This window comes from Pedobacter kyonggii (assembly GCF_004310665.1).
GTDB classification, from domain to species: domain Bacteria; phylum Bacteroidota; class Bacteroidia; order Sphingobacteriales; family Sphingobacteriaceae; genus Pedobacter; species Pedobacter kyonggii.
In genome coordinates, this window is sequence record NZ_SIXF01000005.1 from 40630 (window position 1) to 59416 (window position 18787).

16 protein-coding genes and 1 riboswitch are annotated in these 18787 nt (G+C 41.1%); of the genes, 5 read left to right on the forward strand and 11 right to left on the reverse strand.

Annotation, left to right across the window (positions count from 1 at the left end):
• Nucleotides 1-179: 179 nt before the first annotated feature.
• The 8 genes from moeB to EYS08_RS07255 all read right to left on the reverse strand — a co-directional run bounded on the left by moeB (nucleotide 180) and on the right by EYS08_RS07255 (nucleotide 8797).
• Nucleotides 180-1211, reverse strand: coding sequence for a HesA/MoeB/ThiF family protein (gene moeB, locus EYS08_RS07220; RefSeq protein ID WP_131029390.1), 1032 nt, complete (start codon nucleotides 1209-1211; stop codon nucleotides 180-182).
• The gene (gene thiH / locus EYS08_RS07225; protein WP_131029391.1) at nucleotides 1205-2329 is read right to left on the reverse strand and encodes a 2-iminoacetate synthase ThiH; all 1125 of its coding nucleotides are present in this window, start codon (nucleotides 2327-2329) and stop codon (nucleotides 1205-1207) included. Before thiH ends, moeB begins: the two co-directional genes overlap by 7 nt.
• Nucleotides 2316-3086 (reverse strand): thiazole synthase, encoded by a 771-nt coding sequence (locus EYS08_RS07230; protein WP_131029392.1) that lies wholly within the window; start codon nucleotides 3084-3086, stop codon nucleotides 2316-2318. The genes thiH and EYS08_RS07230 overlap by 14 nt, the downstream gene beginning before the upstream one ends.
• A gap of 11 nt (nucleotides 3087-3097) precedes the next feature.
• Nucleotides 3098-3733: a thiamine phosphate synthase gene (locus EYS08_RS07235; protein ID WP_131029393.1), complete on the reverse strand. Its 636-nt coding sequence runs from the start codon at nucleotides 3731-3733 to the stop codon at nucleotides 3098-3100.
• A gap of 25 nt (nucleotides 3734-3758) precedes the next feature.
• Nucleotides 3759-4349 (reverse strand): thiamine phosphate synthase, encoded by a 591-nt coding sequence (locus EYS08_RS07240; protein ID WP_131029394.1) that lies wholly within the window; start codon nucleotides 4347-4349, stop codon nucleotides 3759-3761.
• Nucleotides 4350-4355: 6 nt separating this feature from the next.
• Entirely contained in the window at nucleotides 4356-6239 is a 1884-nt protein-coding gene (gene thiC, locus EYS08_RS07245; RefSeq protein WP_131029395.1) for a phosphomethylpyrimidine synthase ThiC, read from the reverse strand.
• 13 nt (nucleotides 6240-6252) lie between these two features.
• Complete coding sequence (gene thiS, locus EYS08_RS07250) at nucleotides 6253-6456, reverse strand: sulfur carrier protein ThiS (protein WP_131029396.1); 204 nt, start codon at nucleotides 6454-6456, stop codon at nucleotides 6253-6255.
• A 64-nt stretch (nucleotides 6457-6520) separates the two neighbouring features.
• Nucleotides 6521-6609: riboswitch (TPP riboswitch) on the reverse strand.
• 517 nt (nucleotides 6610-7126) lie between these two features.
• Nucleotides 7127-8797, reverse strand: a complete 1671-nt coding sequence (locus EYS08_RS07255) for a S8 family peptidase (RefSeq protein WP_208745813.1) — start codon at nucleotides 8795-8797, stop codon at nucleotides 7127-7129.
• Nucleotides 8798-9224: 427 nt separating this feature from the next.
• Between EYS08_RS07255 and abc-f the strand changes: the two genes are divergently transcribed.
• Both abc-f and EYS08_RS07265 read left to right on the forward strand, forming a co-directional pair.
• Nucleotides 9225-10811: a ribosomal protection-like ABC-F family protein gene (gene abc-f / locus EYS08_RS07260; RefSeq protein WP_131029397.1), complete on the forward strand. Its 1587-nt coding sequence runs from the start codon at nucleotides 9225-9227 to the stop codon at nucleotides 10809-10811.
• Nucleotides 10812-10861: 50 nt separating this feature from the next.
• On the forward strand, nucleotides 10862-12163 hold the full coding sequence (locus tag EYS08_RS07265) for a leucine-rich repeat-containing protein kinase family protein (RefSeq protein WP_131029398.1): 1302 nt from the start codon (nucleotides 10862-10864) through the stop codon (nucleotides 12161-12163).
• A gap of 175 nt (nucleotides 12164-12338) precedes the next feature.
• Here EYS08_RS07265 and EYS08_RS07270 read toward each other — a convergent pair whose 3' ends face one another.
• Nucleotides 12339-12764 (reverse strand): VOC family protein, encoded by a 426-nt coding sequence (locus EYS08_RS07270; protein ID WP_131029399.1) that lies wholly within the window; start codon nucleotides 12762-12764, stop codon nucleotides 12339-12341.
• Nucleotides 12765-13549: 785 nt separating this feature from the next.
• Nucleotides 13550-14416 carry an aldose 1-epimerase family protein gene (locus tag EYS08_RS07275; RefSeq protein WP_131029400.1) on the reverse strand — a complete coding sequence of 289 codons (867 nt, stop codon included), beginning with the start codon at nucleotides 14414-14416 and terminating at the stop codon, nucleotides 13550-13552.
• Nucleotides 14417-14568: 152 nt separating this feature from the next.
• Between EYS08_RS07275 and EYS08_RS07280 the strand changes: the two genes are divergently transcribed.
• The gene (locus tag EYS08_RS07280; protein WP_131029401.1) at nucleotides 14569-14898 is read left to right on the forward strand and encodes a hypothetical protein; all 330 of its coding nucleotides are present in this window, start codon (nucleotides 14569-14571) and stop codon (nucleotides 14896-14898) included.
• Between the two features lie 70 nt (nucleotides 14899-14968).
• On the opposite strand, the gene pepT is transcribed toward EYS08_RS07280, so the two are convergent.
• The gene (gene pepT, locus EYS08_RS07285; RefSeq protein WP_131029402.1) at nucleotides 14969-16222 is read right to left on the reverse strand and encodes a peptidase T; all 1254 of its coding nucleotides are present in this window, start codon (nucleotides 16220-16222) and stop codon (nucleotides 14969-14971) included.
• Nucleotides 16223-16281: 59 nt separating this feature from the next.
• On the opposite strand from pepT, the gene EYS08_RS07290 reads away from it, so the two are divergent.
• Nucleotides 16282-17013 (forward strand): hypothetical protein, encoded by a 732-nt coding sequence (locus EYS08_RS07290; protein WP_244215881.1) that lies wholly within the window; start codon nucleotides 16282-16284, stop codon nucleotides 17011-17013.
• A gap of 63 nt (nucleotides 17014-17076) precedes the next feature.
• Nucleotides 17077-18783, forward strand: coding sequence for a M14 family metallopeptidase (locus EYS08_RS07295; RefSeq protein WP_244215882.1), 1707 nt, complete (start codon nucleotides 17077-17079; stop codon nucleotides 18781-18783).
• Nucleotides 18784-18787 lie beyond the last annotated feature (4 nt).

Below are 18787 nucleotides of genomic sequence, written 5' to 3' on the forward strand. Positions count from 1 at the left end.
AAATGACGAGCGATGTTTTTCGGAACTTTTGCAGGTAGCATGATAGATACTAACCACGTAGTAGCTACAAGACAATTGAAAATAATATTTCTATTTGTAAAACAAGTTCAGTATGATGGAATGCGCTCAATCAACTCACAGTTAACTGATTTAAACAATTAACCAGTTAACCAAATGAACTAAATCCCATCCTTCAAACTATAAACCTCCCCTTCATAAACTCCGTTCAACAACTGTACGGCCATTTTGCTTCTTTGCCCAGTTTGGCAATAACACACTACTTTTTTGTTCTTTGGGATAGCAGTAAGCAAGTTCGTTAGTTCGTACAATGGGAGGTTGATGCCTCCAATATTGTCGTCTTCGTGTTCGTAGCTTTCGCGAACATCAATTAAAAAAACTTCATCAGGGGATTCAGAAAGCCATTGATCTAAAGTTGCTTTGTCGAGTTCTTTTATTGGTTCAATGTTAGCTTCTGTTTTAGTGGTCTCTGCTTGTTTTTCCTGCGTAATTTTAAATACCAGCACGGCATTGTTCAATGCATTAACAGTCATCAGTTTGCCCGAAAGTGTTTCGCCAATGCCGCAGATTAATTTTAGGGCTTCATTGGCCATGTACAAGCCTATTATGCCAGGCAAAATGCCAATTACACCTCCTTCTATACAGTTAATATTTTCAGTTGGTGGTGCCGGATAGAGGTCTCTATAGTTTGTGCTACCCTGCTGGTTAAATACCGCAACCTGACCTTCGAACTGTAAAATAGAGCCAAAAATAAGTGTTTTGCCTAAAGTTACGCATGTATCGTTCACTAAGTAACGGGTGGTAAAATTATCCGAACAATCGATAACCAGATCATAATCCTGGCAAATGTTTGCCGCATTATCTGCGCTTAAACGTTCGTTATAGGCACTGAGACCTACATGCGGATTAAGCAATTGGAGTTTTGCTGCAGCAGTTTTTGCCTTAGGTTGTCCAATATCAGTATGGTTATATAAAATTTGCCGGTGCAGGTTGCTCAATGCTACCACATCATCATCTACAATTCCAATTCTTCCTATGCCTGCTGCGGCCAAATATTGCAATACCGGGCAGCCCAAGCCGCCTGCGCCGATAACCAATACCTTGGCGGCTTTTAGCTTTTCCTGTCCGGCGGGGCCCAATTCAGGCAAGATCATTTGCCTGTTGTAACGGTTCAGTTCTTCTTTTACTAACATGATTTTTGGATCAAACTCATATCCCAATCTTTCCAGATAGGCTCGTAACCCTGTTTTCTGATCATGGCCGCAATTTCCTGTGCCGAGCGTTCATCAGATATTTCGAACTGCTCTAACGATTGCGGTTCTACCTGGTAACCGCCCGGATTGGTTTTAGAACCCGCACTAATGGCGGTAATGCCCAACTTAATCACCTGGTTGCGGAAAGCTACGGTTTCGCGGGTAGAAATAGACAGCTCTACTTCGCTGTTAAATAAGCGGTAGGCACAGATCAGTTGTACCAATTCTTTATCGTTCATCACCACTTTAGGCTCTAAACCACCGCTAAAAGGCCGTAGCCTGGGGAAAGAAATACTGAATTTGCTTTGCCAATATTGTTTTTCGAGGTAAGAGAGATGCAGGGCGGTAAAAAATGAATCTGTACGCCAGTCTTCCAGGCCAATCAATACGCCAAGACCCATTTTATGGATACCTGCCTGCCCCAAACGGTCAGGGGTTTCTAAGCGGTACAGAAAGTTTGATTTTTTGCCTTTTGGATGGTGCTTGCGGTAATCGTCCTGGTGGTAGGTCTCCTGGTAAACCAGTACCGTATTTAGCCCGTGCGGAATAAGGGTTTCGTAGTCGGCTACATCCAAAGGCTGCACCTCCATGGAGATATGCGCAAAATGTGGACTAATGAGATCTAATACTTTTTTAAAATAATCGGTGTGTACACTTTGGTTGGCTTCGCCCGTTACCAGCAGCACATGGTCGTAGCCCATACCCTTAATTACCGCAACTTCTTGCATAATTTCCATTGGGGTGAGCGTTCTCCGCCTTACCTTGTTATCATAACTGAAACCACAATAGGTACAGATGTTATTGCATTCGTTGGAGAGGTAAAGCGGTATATACATTTGTATTACCCGACCGAAACGATCTAAAGTTAATCGCTGACTAACCTGCGCCATATCTTCGAGATAAGGCAGCGCTGCTGGAGAAATAAGCGCTTTGAAATCTTCCAGATCGCGCTGTTTATTGCGCAATGCCCGCTCTACATCTGCAGCTGTTTTATCGTAAATACTGGCCTTGGTATCGTCCCAATTGTAAGATTCGAATACCCCGTTAAAACTCTTCATCTAAAAATGCGGTTAGTGGGCTGCTTGCTGCAGCATAGTTTGTTTGAGCGCCTAATTTAGATTCGAAAGCCATTCTGCCGGCTTCTACAGCTATTTTAAAGGCAATAGCCATATTGGTCGGATCTTTGGCTATGGCAATGGCGGTGTTCACCAAAACAGCATCGGCACCAATTTCCATGGCTTTTGCCGCATCAGACGGTGCACCTATACCGGCATCAATAATTACCGGGACCCTGCTCTGGCTGATGATGATCTCTAAAAAATCGATGGTTCTTAATCCCTTGTTACTGCCAATTGGGGAGCCCAGCGGCATTACAGCCGCCGTGCCCACATCTTCCAAACGTTTACATAAAACCGGGTCGGCATGGATATAAGGCAAAACCACAAAACCGAGTTTAACCAGTTCTTCGGTGGCTTTTAATGTTTCGATCGGATCGGGCATAAGGTATTTCGGATCTGGGTGGATTTCCAGTTTGATCCAATTGGTTTCTAAGGCTTCACGTGCCAGCTGAGCCGCAAAAACGGCTTCTTTTGCATTGCGCACACCAGAGGTATTGGGCAATAAATTAATGTGCGGGTATTTAAGGTGATGAAGGATATCGTCATCCTTGCCTCTTAAATCTACACGTTTGAGCGCCACGGTAACCAGTTCGGAGGCCGAGGCAATTAAGGCACTTTCCATCTCTTTGGCAGAACTGAATTTTCCGGTGCCGGTAAAGAGGCGAGAGCTAAAGGTTTGATCTGCTATGGTTAACATATCTGTAATTTTTAAATCGAATGAATACTGAACTTGCTGTTGATTTCTTCAAGAACCGCAGCTGTTTGTGTTTGGTTGGTGAGCGCCGCCGAGATGGCAATTCCGTAAATTCCGGTTTCGAGTATAGCCGGAATATCAGCGGCTTCAATACCACCAATGGCAATAATTGGGGTATTAATGCCAGCACTTCTTACTTTTTCCATTAATTTGTGGTAGCCTTCCAAGCCCACAATCGGGCTCAGGTTTTCTTTTGTCCGGGTAAACCTGAATGGACCCAAGCCGATATAGTCAGCACCTTCGGCTACCCTTTGTTGGATATGTTCGAAAGTATTCGCTGTGCCGCCGATGATCTGGTTTTTCCCGATAATTTTTCTGGCTTCGAGAATGGGCATATCCTGTAGGCCCAGGTGTACACCATAACTGTTTACGGCTTTTGCCAGGTGCGGAAAATCGTTTACGATAAGCTTGGCGCCATACTTTTCGCATAAGGCCTGCGCGGCTTTTGCAAAAGGCAGGATTTCGGCTTCGGCCAGGTTTTTAATGCGGAGCTGGATCCATTTTCCACCCGCTTGGAGCACTTGTTCAATGGCATCGATATGGGTGCCTGTTTTAGGTGCTTGCGAGATATATTGTAAGGGCTGAATCATATTGATATTTTTAAAACGGTTGATGCTAAGCAAGGCAATGTTGCTGTGCTTTTTTAAAATTGATTAAAGCCTGAGCAGGATCGTTCCAGATACTGCCCAGTAGCGCAATACCATCGAAATTCATTGCTTTTACCTGATCGATCTGGTTGAGGCCAATGCCGCCCAAAGCGATTAATTTTGTTTTAGCGTTATACTTGTTTAGCCGAAAACCGGGAGGGATAAACCCCATGTAACCTGGTTTGGAAAGGCTGTTGAATACCGGGCCGTAAAAACAGTAATGGTATGGCCTAATGCGATCTATATCTGATAGCTGATGAATAGATGTGCTCCATATATGCTTTTGAGGTGGCAGGGTATTGAGCGTAATACTTTTTCTAAAGCTTTCGGTATGGTGGATTCTATTAATGTTATAATCGTTGGCCAGTGTATGGAAGTGGTGTAAAGCAATACGTGGATGATATTCCGGTAAAATCCCTTCCACAATTTTACGGTAATCGGCCTCATCTGCATTTTCCTTACGCAAATGAAAAATCTGTAAACCAGCTTCGAAAAGCTGGTTGATCAGGTTACTTTCTTCCTTAAAAACGGTTGGCTTGGCAATTACAATCAGTTCCATAGTGGTTTAAGAATAAATTTCGCTTCCTTTTTGGGTAAACTCTTTCGATTTTTCCTGCATGCCCTGCGCTAAAGCCTCTTCTGCTTCCACACCTTGTTTTGCGGCATACTCCCTCACGTCCTGCGTAATTTTCATAGAGCAGAAATTCGGGCCGCACATGGAGCAGAAGTGTGCAATCTTGGCACCCTCTGCAGGTAAGGTTTCATCATGGAATTCTTTTGCGGTATCCGGGTCGAGTGAGAGGTTAAACTGATCTTCCCATCTAAATTCGAACCTGGCCTTACTTAAAGCATTATCGCGGTATTGTGCACCTGGGTGGCCTTTGGCTAAATCGGCCGCATGGGCGGCAATTTTATAGGTAATTACACCGTCTTTAACATCTTTTTTATTTGGCAGGCCTAAATGTTCTTTCGGGGTTACATAACAGAGCATGGCTGTGCCGAACCAGCCGATCATGGCTGCGCCAATGGCTGAGGTAATGTGGTCGTAACCAGGCGCAATATCAATCGTTAAAGGGCCTAAAGTATAAAATGGCGCTTCGCCGCAATGGTCGAGCTGTTTTTCCATATTGGCTTTAATCAGGTGCATGGGTACATGTCCTGGGCCTTCTATAATCGTTTGTACATCGTGTTTCCAGGCTATTTTAGTGAGTTCGCCAAGCGTTTCGAGCTCCGAAAACTGTGCAGCATCGTTCGCATCGGCAATACAGCCGGGCCTTAAGCCATCGCCTAATGAAAAGGCCACATCATAAGCTTTCATAATTTCGCAGATTTCTTCAAAATGGGTATACAGGAAGTTTTCTTTGTGATGGGCCAGGCACCATTTGGCCATAATGGATCCGCCACGCGAAACAATACCTGTAATCCTTTTAGCGGTTAAAGGCACATAACGGAGCAGTACACCGGCATGGATGGTAAAATAATCTACGCCCTGTTCAGCCTGCTCAATTAAAGTATCGCGGAAGATTTCCCAGGTGAGGTCTTCGGCTTTTCCATTTACTTTTTCTAAAGCCTGATAAATGGGAACGGTACCAATGGGCACAGGCGAATTGCGGATAATCCATTCGCGGGTTTCGTGGATATTTTTTCCTGTTGATAAATCCATAATGGTATCGGCTCCCCAACGGCAGGCCCAAACGGCTTTTTCTACTTCTTCTTCGATGGTAGAGGTTACGGCCGAGTTACCGATATTGGCGTTAATTTTTACCAGAAAGTTTCGGCCAATAATCATGGGTTCGAGTTCGGGATGATTGATATTGCAGGGAATTACCGCCCTGCCGGCTGCTACCTCTGCCCTTACAAATTCGGGTGTGATGTAGCCTTTTGGTGTATTTGCGCCAAAGCTATTGCCCTGATGCTGGTGGTTCATTATATCGTGCTGATCGCCCAATTGCACATTTAACAGTTCTATCTGTTGGTTTTCCCTAATGGCAATATATTCCATTTCGGCCGTAATAATGCCTTTTTTTGCATAATGCATTTGAGATACATTGGCACCGGCTTGCGCTTTGTAGGGTTTGTTGATGAAATTAAAGCGTAAGGCATCAAGCTTTTCATCCGCCAGGCGCTGTTGCCCGTAAGCAGAAGATGGCTGAGGGAGTTCTACCACATCAAGTCTGTCTTTTATCCATCGCTCCCTGATCCGCGGCAAGCCTTTTTTTACATCAATAACAGCATTAGGATCGGTATATGGGCCACTGGTATCGTAAACGGTTACAGGCGGATTAGGTTCGGTTAGGCCAAAGCCATTATGGATTTTGGTTTCCGATAAACTGATTTCGCGCATGGCCACCTGGATATTGTGGATTTTTCCAGGTACAAAGATCTTGCGTGAGGCCGGAAATGGACTGCGGCTGATCACCTCTTGGTTCGGTGTTTTTTCTTGTTTCATATTAGTAGCTGTTTTATCCGCCTTGAGTGGCTTTTATGAGTATAACTTGATCAGCTGGATTTAATAGATGAGTTGCCCAGTCTGATTTGGGGATAATGGTTTGGTTTACCGCAATGGCAAGGCCATTTGTTTCCGTTAAAATGACAGCAGCAAGCATCTGTTCGATGGAACAGGCCTCGTTAAGAAGATAGTTTTGATTGTTTATAGTTACTTCCATATTTTAAAGAATTGGAAAAACTATAGAGATTGCCCCAAAATGGAGATTGAAAAGACAGCAATGTAAGATTGCTTTCACTTTTCCCTTCGGCAGTACTAACTGCATCAGGTTCAAAGGGTATTTCTCAGCACGTAGGCACCCCTAAAGTTTTTTGTAAATATATGCGATTAAATTTCTAATGCAAATAAAAAAAATAAATTGGGCTATGTTGTTAGAAAAGATGCACTGGGTTTTATTGCCTCGTATCGGTTTTTAAGGTTGTGCAAGAAGATAGATATAGATGAAATCTATTCGGTTTTGTTTTAATATAGAGCTTGTTTTGGTTAATTGATAGTAAGGCGGAATCAATTCCAGCAGCCTTACATTTCCATCTTTTTAACCACAAAGTGCACAGAGAGAAGGCACAAAGGCCGCAGAGCTGGGTGTAAAGTTCTTAACCATTTAAGGAATGTAAGAAAATATAAGATCCTTGAGCTTATATGAACCTTCTATGTCTTATATGGTTAATCAAAAAGATCCTTCACTTCCGACTCCACTCAGTACAAGCTCGCCCAAAGGTTCCGTCGTTTCGTGTTTCCGAGGCAAAATGTCTTGCAGATTTCATTAATTCATAATGATGTTGCGCTAGGAATAATGCGTTGATCGCCTCACGCCTCAAGACTAAAAGCCTCTATCTTGAGGCAGTAATTGCTTTACTTAAATCCATTGCTTTTTGCATATTGGCAATGCCATAGCCATAAGGAACTTCTGGTTTTGCTGCACGATCGGCAGACTGTCTAATTACCTGAATGAGCTCGGCATTAGTGAGTTTTGGATATGCTTGCCATAAACAGGCTGCCAGACCGCACATAATGGGGCTGGCATAAGAGGTTCCACTGCGTGTTTCACTGTTTCCACTCTCGTTAATTACACTTGCACTGCCACCTAAAGCTACCACATCAGGTTTCATTCTGCCATCTACTGTGATACCCCAGGATGTGAAAGCACTTATAGCTAGGTTACTATAAATAGCTCCTATAGCGAGTGCATGGGGAGAATCGGCCGGTGTTCCTACCCATGAACTTTCATTCCCGGCGCAATTAACAATCAAGATTCCTTTACTTGCTGCTATATTAGCTCCCCGTGTTGCTAAAGCAGTTTTTCCATCCATATCTTCAAACTTATATTTCGTATATGGGAAATAATAGCCTGCAGTATAATAAAGAGATGAGTTTATAATATTCACCCCAACACTATCTGCATATTCTACCGCATTTACCCAGTAATCTTCTTCTATGGGATATTCGGTAGCTTCATCTTCGGTGCGCAGAAGCCAATAATTTGCTTCTGGGGCAGTACCTACGTAAGTGCCAGGCAAGTTAGTGGCCATACATGAGGTTACCCAAATGCCGTGATTATCTTTACTATATGGGTTGTCGTTTTCGTAAACAAAAGATTTTGCGCCTTTTACATTAACATTTTTGAAGGCTGGGTTTGTTTTAAAATTAATGAAACCTGCGTCGATTACAGCAATATCAATCCCTTCGCCTCTAAAACCTTTATTGTGCAGCGCCTGGCCATTATTTATATTAATATTGTTAAATGCCGTGCCATAATCTAACGGAACATCTGGGGTATGGTTAGCGCCAATTTGTGGTACATCTATATATTTTGGGGCAGTGCTTATTTCTTTTCGCTTTCCTTCCCATACCAAAATTACATCTTTTACAAAAGGCAAAGCTTTGTACTTGTCAATTAAGAATTCGTCTGTGCAGTTTACACTTACGGTATTTAACCACTTGCTTTTAGCAACGATAGTACCTCCAACCTGTTGAATAGCTTTAAGGTATTCGGGAGAAATAGGTAAATCTGAGGCGTCAATGGGTATATTTTGCTTATGTCTTCGCTCAATTGCTTTTGGGGAAAGAAACGATTCGGGGTTACTGATCGATAAATTCGATTGCCCTTTATCTTTTAATACTAAACGGAATTTATAGTCATTACCATCGGTAACCACAACCTTGCATTTGGCTACCCCTTTTCCATTAACCATTGTGGCTAAAACATAGGTTTCTCCAGCAGCATCGGGCCAAACTATTCCTTCTTCAGTTACCCGGGCTATTCGAGGGTTTTCTGAACTCCATATTACAGAAGAAGATTCTCCTGGTTGTAAATTTTGAATTTTTACTTCTAATCTGGCTCCGAAGAAACTATCATTTGCAAGTTTTACCTCTCCTGGTACAATGGATATGGTGGTAACAGGTGTTTCGGGTGCTTCAGGTGTTTCTGTTTTTTTACAGGCAGAGAAAAAAAGGCAAAATACAATAGAGGTAAGGTAAAGGTGGTGAGCGTGTAATTTCATGTTAATCTTAAATGGTAGTGTCTTTTAAAAGAAAGAGGAACTCACATATAAGGCTACATCCTTTTTCACAGGCGATGCAAAAGTAAGATAATTAAGGCAGATTGCATTAATATATGGGGTCACATCTTTAAAGCCTCATCAATCGACTTCGCCTGGTGCAGTTCTGCTCGGGGGGATAAGTACATAATCTATTGTTTTTTGACTGCAAAGCATACAGGATGACCAACGCTGGATTACAGTTAATCGACTCATGATTTCAGACCAACTAACTAATCCACGCCAACCGCCTTTCGTAAAAAGTAAAAATTCCTTACCTTTGCATCATCACCAATCACCCCATACATGTAAAATTCGTTTCTTTTCAGAAAATAGATAACAAGCTGAGCGGTTCCGTTCCTGCAATTATTTACAATAAAAAAAGAAATTTATGCTTATTCTACAAGGGGCTAACTATATCCATCCCAATGGGGATTTACTGCTTTCAGACTTAAATCTTACCATCAACAAATACGAAAAAATTGCACTCATTGGCCATAATGGGGCGGGGAAATCGACACTTTTAAAAATTTTATCAGGTAAACTCAGGGCAACTGCCGGATATGTTAAAACGGAATCGGTGCCTTATTATGTGCCACAGCTTTTTGGTCAATTTAATGATTTTACTGTTGCGCAGGCACTCAGGATTGAAGATAAACTAAAAGCGCTGAACGAAATCCTTAACGGAGAAGTGACAGACAAAAATTTGACTATACTCAACGATGACTGGACCATTGAGGAACGTTGCGCGGAAGCTTTGAGTTATTGGCGATTGGAGGGTTTAGACTTAAACCAAAAAATGGAAAGTTTAAGCGGGGGACAAAAAACCAGCGTATTTTTGGCTGGCATCGCGATACACCGCCCGGATATTGTTTTGATGGATGAACCGACCAATCATTTGGATCTGGAAGGCAGAAACAGGTTATACGATTATATCCGATCGACCAGAAATACTTTGGTGGTGGTGAGCCACGACCGTACTTTATTGAACCAAATTGAGAAAGTTTGCGAATTAAGTAAACGGGGAATAACCATTTATGGCGGAAATTATGATTTCTATACTGCGCAAAAGAAAATTGAAAATAATGCTTTGAACAATGATTTAAAAGCAAAGGAAAAATCATTGCGCAAGGCCAAAGAAGTGGAACGGGAATCGATAGAGCGGCAACAGAAACTTGATGCCAAAGGGAAGAAAAAACAGGAAAAGGCTGGATTGCCGACCATTTCGATGAATACGTTAAAAAATAATGCAGAAAAAAGTACGGCAAAATTAAAGGCTGTGCATACCGAAAAGCTCGATCATATTTCTTCTGAATTAAACCAGCTTAGGTCTGCGCTGCCAGATGCAGACAAAATGAAAATCGGTTTCAACCAAGCCAGGTTGCACAAAGGAAAAAGTATTGTTGAGGCTAAGGAGGTCAATTTTGCTTTTCATGATCAGGTACTTTGGAAGGAGCCGCTTAGTTTTCAGATTTTTAGTGCGGAGCGTTACGTGATAAAAGGCCGGAATGGATCGGGCAAAACCACCTTGATTAAGCTTATTTTGAGGCAGCTCCAGCCCTCGACAGGAAGTTTAAACAAGGCAGACGTTAGTTCCATGTACATTGATCAGGATTATTCGTTGGTCGGTGATCAACTTACAGTTTACGAACAGGCCCAGCAATACAATTCGGGTGCATTGCAGGAGCATGAAATAAAAATCCGTTTAAACCGGTTTTTGTTTGGCAAAACCGATTGGGACAAACCTTGTTCGGCCTTAAGTGGCGGTGAGAAAATGCGGTTGATCCTTTGTTCGTTAACCATCAGCAACCAATCGCCCGACCTGATTATATTGGATGAGCCTACCAATAACCTCGATATCCAGAATATAGAAATTTTAACGGCAGCCATTAACGAATATCAGGGAACACTTCTGGTCGTATCGCACGACGAATATTTTCTTAAGCAAATCTATGTGGAACATACCATTGATCTTTAAAATAAATATATAGCCTTATCTTCGTTCCAAATTATAAAACCAGTACACCTATGCAAAACCTGTTGGCACTACAAAGCGGCGAACTTAAAGGAGCAGTATCGTTAAAACTTTCTGAAAACCTAACCGAGTTTCCAAACGAAATATTCGAGTTGGCCGATACTTTGGAAGTGCTGGATTTATCTTTTAATAAATTAAGTGCATTACCAGCAGATTTTGGCCGTTTAAAGAAACTGAAGATTTTCTTCTGTTCAGAAAACCTTTTCACGGTTATGCCTGAGCAATTGGCCGACTGCCCTTTGTTGGATATTGCAGGTTTTAAATCTAACCAGATTAAAACGGTGCCTGCAAAATCGCTGAATCCTAATCTGCGCTGGCTGATTTTAACAAACAACAACATTGCCGAATTACCAAAAGAGATCGGGCAGTGTACGCGGATGCAAAAGCTGATGTTATCGGGTAACCGTTTGGTGCAATTGCCCAATGAATTAAGCAATTGCCAAAATTTATCGTTACTGCGGATTGCTGCTAATAAACTGCATGAGCTGCCACAATGGATGGCCATGATGCCTAAACTTTCGTGGATTGCATTTTCGGGGAACAACTTTAGTAAAACACCTGCTGTAGAAACACTTTCGTTAATTAATTGGCACGATTTAGAGATTAACCATTTGTTGGGCGAAGGCGCATCGGGTATCATCTCAAAAGCAAACAGGACCATTGGTGATGAAACCCAGGAGGTAGCCGTTAAAATATTTAAGGGCAATGTAACCAGTGATGGCTTGCCGGAAGATGAAATGACGGCCTACATTGCTGCGGGTTACCACCCCGGCTTGGTTAATTTAATTGGACAGATTGCCCTGCACCCAGAAGATAAAAAAGGACTGGTGATGGACCTCATCCCTCATCATTTTTATAACCTGGGTAATCCGCCGAGTTTAGAGAGCTGTACCAGGGATGTTTTTCCTGAAGGTATGCAGCTGTCGGAAAAACAGTTGCTGAGTATTGCCAAAGCCATTGCCTCCTTAGCCGCGCAATTGCACGAGGCTGGGATTATGCATGGCGATTTATATGCACACAATATCGTGATTGATGATGAGGGCAGTACGTTGTTTGGTGATTTTGGTGCTGCAAGTTTTTATGATCAGGCTGATGATGCGCTCGCCTTTGCGCTGGAGCGAATAGAAGTTAGTGCTTATGGTTACCTGCTCGATGATTTACTTTCTTTAAAAAACGAAACAGTAAGCGAAAAGTGTTCGAATGCTTTGGGTATCTTAAGAGATGTCTGTTTAGTTGCACCGCCATTAAACAGGCCCGGTTTTCAGGATTTGGTTAAGGCATTAGCTAATATTTAACTGCAAAAATAGCCCCCAATTTTCATTGGAGGCTATCAATGCCATATTCCAATAGAAGGGTCGTCATTGTAAGGCACGAAGCAATCTTTCTAACTTGCGATAAAGATTGCTTCAGCCGATGAAAAATCGGCTTCGCAATGACGATGCGCCTATATGGGCCTTAGCGGCTATCAAATTATTGAGCATTACTAAAATTAATCATCCATTGGATACCGAACCTGTCTTTAAAGCTACCGAAGTAATCGCCCCAGAACATATCGTCCATTGGCATTTCGATTGTACCACCTGTTGAAAGGCCGTTAAATAGGCGATCGGCATCTTCGCGGCTCTCGGTATTGAGGTTAATGTACATGTTGTTACCTTCTTTAAGTACATGCCCTGCAGAAGGTACACAGTCTGACGCCATTAAAACCGTATGCTCATTAATGGGTAGGGCTACGTGCATTACACGGTTTTTTTCCTCTTCGGTTAATTTATCCGATTCAGGTGTATCGCCCATTTTTGCAAAGAAGGTAAATTCTCCTCCGAAAACCGATTTATAAAAATTAAAAGCTTCTTCGGCCTTGCCGTCGAAGTTTAAGTAAGGGTGCATGCTTGCCATAATCTTATTTATTTTGTTTACAACTAAGTTACTGCACCTTTTAATGATAAAACGGGTGTACTTGAGACAAATGTAAGGGCGTTTTCGACATCGTCAAATTATAACTTTGTATGGTTCTATCTTGTTGTGATGGCCTTAATTTGGGTGCCGAGCCTGAGAAAATATTGTTTTTAAATAGGCTGAAATGTTTTATTCATTTTACAATAGCTTTTAATTAAGTTATTCTTTTACAGATGAATAAAACTGAACGGAAATAAATACTTTATCTTTTTCATATTTGTGTCAGGGTATTAAACATTTAATGAAATAATTCTCAATCGTCCCAAAATAATTTTAGATTTGAGTAAACACGTCCGCTTTTGGGGGCGTGTTTTTTTTGCAAAAAAAAACCTTTCATTGCTGAAAGGTTTCGCGTTTTAATCTAAATCGTCCCGTTGATTTAATTTTAACGTTATAAATATAGTTATCAACATGTTAACATCAAACTAAAAGGTAAAAATACCCCTTTGTGGGTAGTGGTTTTCACTACACCGCGATAAAGAAAACTTTTAATGTGCATAATTATTTGTTGCTTCAATACTCCATTTATAGGCCGGTAACGTTGCCAACAACAAGCTGGAGTCGCTTACTACGAAAATAGAATAATTAAAATGGGCCCTATAATTTGCAAAGATGAACATAGAGAGGGCAAAGGCAAGTGTTAGCGAAAAACTACTGATAGCCGCCAACTTAATCTTGTATCCAACGATAAGCATTACCGTAAAAACTTAGGTCGGTAACCCCCTCTAGAAACACTCTACTTCCCAAAACCGTGACCAGTTTTCGCCTATATCAAGCTTTATTATGCCCTCTTTGTGTGTTAATTCCTGATCGTGGTTAATATCATCGGCCACTCCGCACCAGGGCTCTAAACAAACAAAAGGGGCATCAGTAGCAGCCCAAATGCCAAAGAAAGGAAAATCTTCGAAATGGAAGTGCAGGCCATAATCGTTTTTGTTGTTGAGCAAGCTGATGCAATTGCTCTGCAGGGTTTTAAAAACCAGCGCATCGTTATAAAACAAATCATGTTTAAGGTTTAACCTGTGGCCGCCCAGTTCAATGAGCGCTGTTTGGTCGGATACTAAGCCATCTTCGAGTTTCCAGAAAGTTAATTTCTCATCGGCATTAAAGGCCAGATAGTAATCTTCGTAAACGGTGTTGGGGGTATTGGGCACCGCAAATGCCGGGTGTGCACCAATTGAAAATAAAAGCTCGGCAGTACCTGTGTTTATTACCTTGTAAGTTAAATTCAGTTTTCTGTCGATTAGCCGGTACCTTAGTTTCAGCTCGAAATAAAAAGGATATCCTTTTAAGGTATCTTCATTTTGAGTTAAAGTAAAAACAGCTTCGGTTTCACTTATTTTTTCGAAATTAAAAACATGATCGCGGGCGAAACCATGGCGTGGTAGCTCATAACTTTTACCTTGGTAGGTAAAACTGTTGTTTTTTAATGAGCCAACAATAGGAAATAAAACCGGACTGTGTTTTGCCCAATATTTAGGGTTGGCATTCCATAGATATTCCAGCTTGGTTTCTTTACTAAATAAACCTTGAAGTTCTGCGCCTTTAGCCGCCAGGCTAACTTTTATATAATCGTTCTCGAGAGTTATCATTTGCGATCTAAATTAACAAAAAGATGTACTTTAAAAATATCTTTTTTATTAATTTTGATCACTACTTAAAGCTTAAGCAAATGAAAAGCTTAAAGCGCTATTTATTTTATTACCCGCGCATTTACTTCCGCTTAAAATAAAACCAGAAACCCATGGCGATAGATTTAACAAAATTATCAAATGCAAAAGTAAGGGCTGCTATTACCGCGTTGCAAAAAGGCGATGAAAAAACATGGTTTCCTTTATTTGCTATTGATGTTGCCTTTTACGATGACGGAAACCAGATGAAATTTAATAACTTCTTTAAGAAAGCGCTGGGACATGAGCATTTTACCAGTATAGATAAAGTTGAAAACAACGGATTGGAGGTTTATGGCCATTTCCACTCCGACCAATGGGGTGATTTTAAGACCTGTTTTAAATTTAAGGTAAACAAAGAAGGAAAAATAGCGAGGTTGGATATTGGGCAAGCCTCTTATTGATTTTGGAGTTTGGGGTTGGGAGTTTTGAGTCGGATATAACTCCCAACTCAAAACTCTCCTCCCCAAACTGTTACCCTCGCTCTTCCCAGATACAGGCAATGTTAATAATGGTTTGTACAGCTTTTTTCATGTCCTGTACACTTACCCATTCTTGTTTGCTATGAAAAGCATGTTCTCCGGCAAAAATATTGGGGCAAGGTAAACCCATGTAAGAAAGTCGCGAGCCATCGGTTCCGCCACGGATACTTTGTTGTTTGGCCACCACACCTACTCGTTCAATGGCTTCAATTCCGTATTGAACAATTTTAGGATGCTGATCTAAAACCTGTTTCATGTTGCGGTACTGTGCTTTAATATTAATTTTATAGGTAGATTTTGGATATTTAGTCATCACCTTTTTTACGGTTTCTTCTAAAAACTGCCCATGTTCAGCTAGTTTTTCATCGGTAAAATCTCTGATGATAAACTGTGCTTCTGCCTCTTCTACCTGCCCGTTCATACTCACCGGGTGGATAAATCCTTCTTTTTGATGTGTAGCTTCTGGTGTGAGTGTATCTTTTGGCAGCGAATCTAAAATTTCAGCAAGGATCTTAATGGCGCTTTCCATTTTTCCTTTTGCAAAGCCTGGGTGAGTGCTTACACCATAAATTTTAAGGGCGGCACCATCGGCAGAAAAAGTTTCATCTTCGATTGAGCCCAATGTTTCCCCATCTATTGTATAGCCAAAATCGGCACCTAATTTCTTTAAATCGGCTTTGTCTACGCCGCGGCCTATTTCTTCATCAGGGGTAAAAAGTAGCTTTATGGTTCCGTGTTTTACATCAGGATTTCTCATTAAAAAGGCAGCTGCTTCCATAATTTCTGCTAGCCCTGCTTTATTATCGGCACCTAATAAAGTTGTTCCACTTGCCGTGATAATATCGTTACCAATCTGGTGTTTTAGGTCTTTGTGTTCAGACAGTTTTATTACAATATTGTTGTCATCTGGTAGAATTAAGTCTTGTCCTTGATAATTGTCATGAATAATCGGTTTAACATTTTCACCGCTACAATCTGGCGAGGTATCCATGTGCGAACAGAAGAAAATTACAGGTAACGGCTTGTTTGTGTTTGATGGGATTGTACCATATACATAGCCGTTATCGTCCATTTCGGCATCAGTAACGCCAATTTCTAACAATTCCTGAACCAGTTCTTTACCTAAGTTTTTTTGTTTTAAGGTTGATGGGCAAGTTGGAGAATTTGGATCAGATTGGGTGTCAATCTTCGCATATTTTATAAACCGTTGCTCTAGAGATTTGTTAAAGTTGGTGTATGTGCTCATAATTCAAAGGTAAAAGTTATAGATATTCGATAAACATATTATTTTTGTAAAAAAACGATATGATCTTTAATCTGCTGAGAGCTACTTACATAACCCTTCTGCTTGTTTTTATAGGAAGTTTTTCTTTTGCCCAATCTAATTATTTTAAAATGTCGTATGGTTTTGGTGGAGGAATAAACAAATCTTATACGGATGTGTATAAAGGGAGTTTTGGCTACACAGCCTATGGCGTATTCGATTATCATATCACGCCGTTTGTAACCCTGGGCTTAGAAGGGCAGTATGGCATGGTTCAGGGTGGAGATATTGAAACCGATCCGCACAACCGTCAGTTTGTAAACCAATATACCGCCATTACAGCCAATGTAAAGCTAATGCTTGGTGAGGTGGTGAACTACAATAAAAGCGAGTTTTTATATAATTTGAGGGGTTTATATGTGGGTTTGGGTATAGGGGTAGTTAACAACAAGATTACCGATATTGTGCGGTATAAGCCAAGCTGGGCTGCAGTGGATCCTGGATACGGTCCTTTCCCAGGAAAAGATAAAAGCCTTAATATGACGGTACCGTTAAACTTTGGTTTTAACTATTACATTAACGATGGTTATGGCTATATGAGGTACGTTATCAACATTAATGCACAATCGAACTATACTTTTGGCGAAGGTTTGGATGGTTATAACGATTCGAGTACCAAGTTCGCAAACTATTCGCCGGATGTTTACAACGTTTATACCATAGGCTTTAAATATATGTTCGGAACGATTAAATCTTATCGTAAAACACTTTAATAACATCATTTCATTTCTTAGATTTAAGGCATGAGAAAATTCTTTGTGTTTTGTTTAATCTCGATGAGATTAAAAGCTGCCGCACAAAAAACACCCTTCGAGTTAAGCGGAAAAATTGAAACCACAACTTACACTTCCGCAATATCTTATTACGAAAATTTGGCTAAGACTTATCCAGAGGCCAAATTGTTCACTTATGGAAGTACAGATTTTGGTAAACCTTTACACGTGTTGGTTTTGTCGCACGATCGGGTTTTCGATCCTTCTGAGATTAGAAAGCAGAATAAAAGGATTTTATTGATCAACAACGGTATTCACCCTGGCGAACCAGAGGGTGTAGATGCATCGATGATGCTAGCCCGCGATCTGCTTAAAGCAGGTAAGCTGCCAAAAAATGTAGTGATCTGCATCATTCCTTTGTACAATATAGATGGCAGTTTTAACCGTAGCGGAACATCAAGGGCCAACCAGAACGGACCAGTTGCCTATGGCTTTAGGGGCAATAGTAAGAACCTCGATCTGAACCGTGATTTCATCAAAACAGATTCGAAAAATTCAGCTGCGTTTCAACTCATTTTTAATACCTGGCAACCCGAGATATTTGTAGATACGCATACCAGCAATGGTGCCGATTATCAATATGTAATGACACTTATCCCTACACAAAGAGATAAGCTGAACCCGATTCTTTCTGGTTATTTAACTAAAACATTGTTGCCCGATCTATATGCAGGAATGGAGAAGATGGGGTACCCGATGGTTCCCTATGTAAATTCGATCGGCGAAACGCCAGAAAGCGGAATAACCGGATTTATAGATCCCCCACGTTATTCTACCGGATATACCACGCTGCACAATACTATAGGTTTTATGCCAGAAACACATATGCTAAAATCGTACGATTTGCGTGTGGATGCTACTTACAAACTTTTGCAAACCTATATTCAGGTTGTAGAACGCGATGCCAAGGTTATTGGAGAAAATAAGCGGAAGGCAGATGAATTTGTGGCTGCTCAAAAGGAATTTCCTTTAGAATGGAAACTGAATAAAAGCGAGGTAAACGATCTGACCTTTAAAGGCTTTGAGGCCGGGCAAAAAACCAGCACGGTAAGCGGCGCTGATCGTTTATATTACGACCGCAGTAAACCTTACACCAAAACCATTAAAGAATGGAACAAGTTCGAACCTGTGGTGTCTATTCAAAAACCGGTTGCCTACATTATTCCGAAAGCCTGGGACCGTGTAATTGCCCTGCTTAAACTGAATAATGTTAAACTGCGGGAACTTAGGGCCAATCAGAAAATTGACGTAGAAAGCTATTATATCGGCGATTTTAAAACCGGAACAAGACCCTACGAAGGGCACTATCTGCACTCAGCCGTAAAATTGAATACGCTAAAGCAGAATCTCCAATATTATGCAGGCGATTTTGTGGTTTATGTTAACCAACCTGTTAACCGTTATATTGTAGAAACACTGGAGCCACAGGCTACTGACTCTTATTTCAACTGGAATTTTTTCGATTCAATTCTGGATATGAAGGAACATTATTCGGCATATGTTTTTGAAGATACCGCAACAGCACTCCTTAACAATAATCCAGAACTACAGCATAAACTGGAGGCGAAAAAAGCTTCAGACGCCGAATTTGCGAAGAATGCGGGTGCACAACTTGATTTTGTATATAAAAATTCTGATTATTACGAAAAAACACACAATAGATATCCGGTAGCCCGTTTGGTTACAGACATAAAACTTGATTTAAAATAACTCC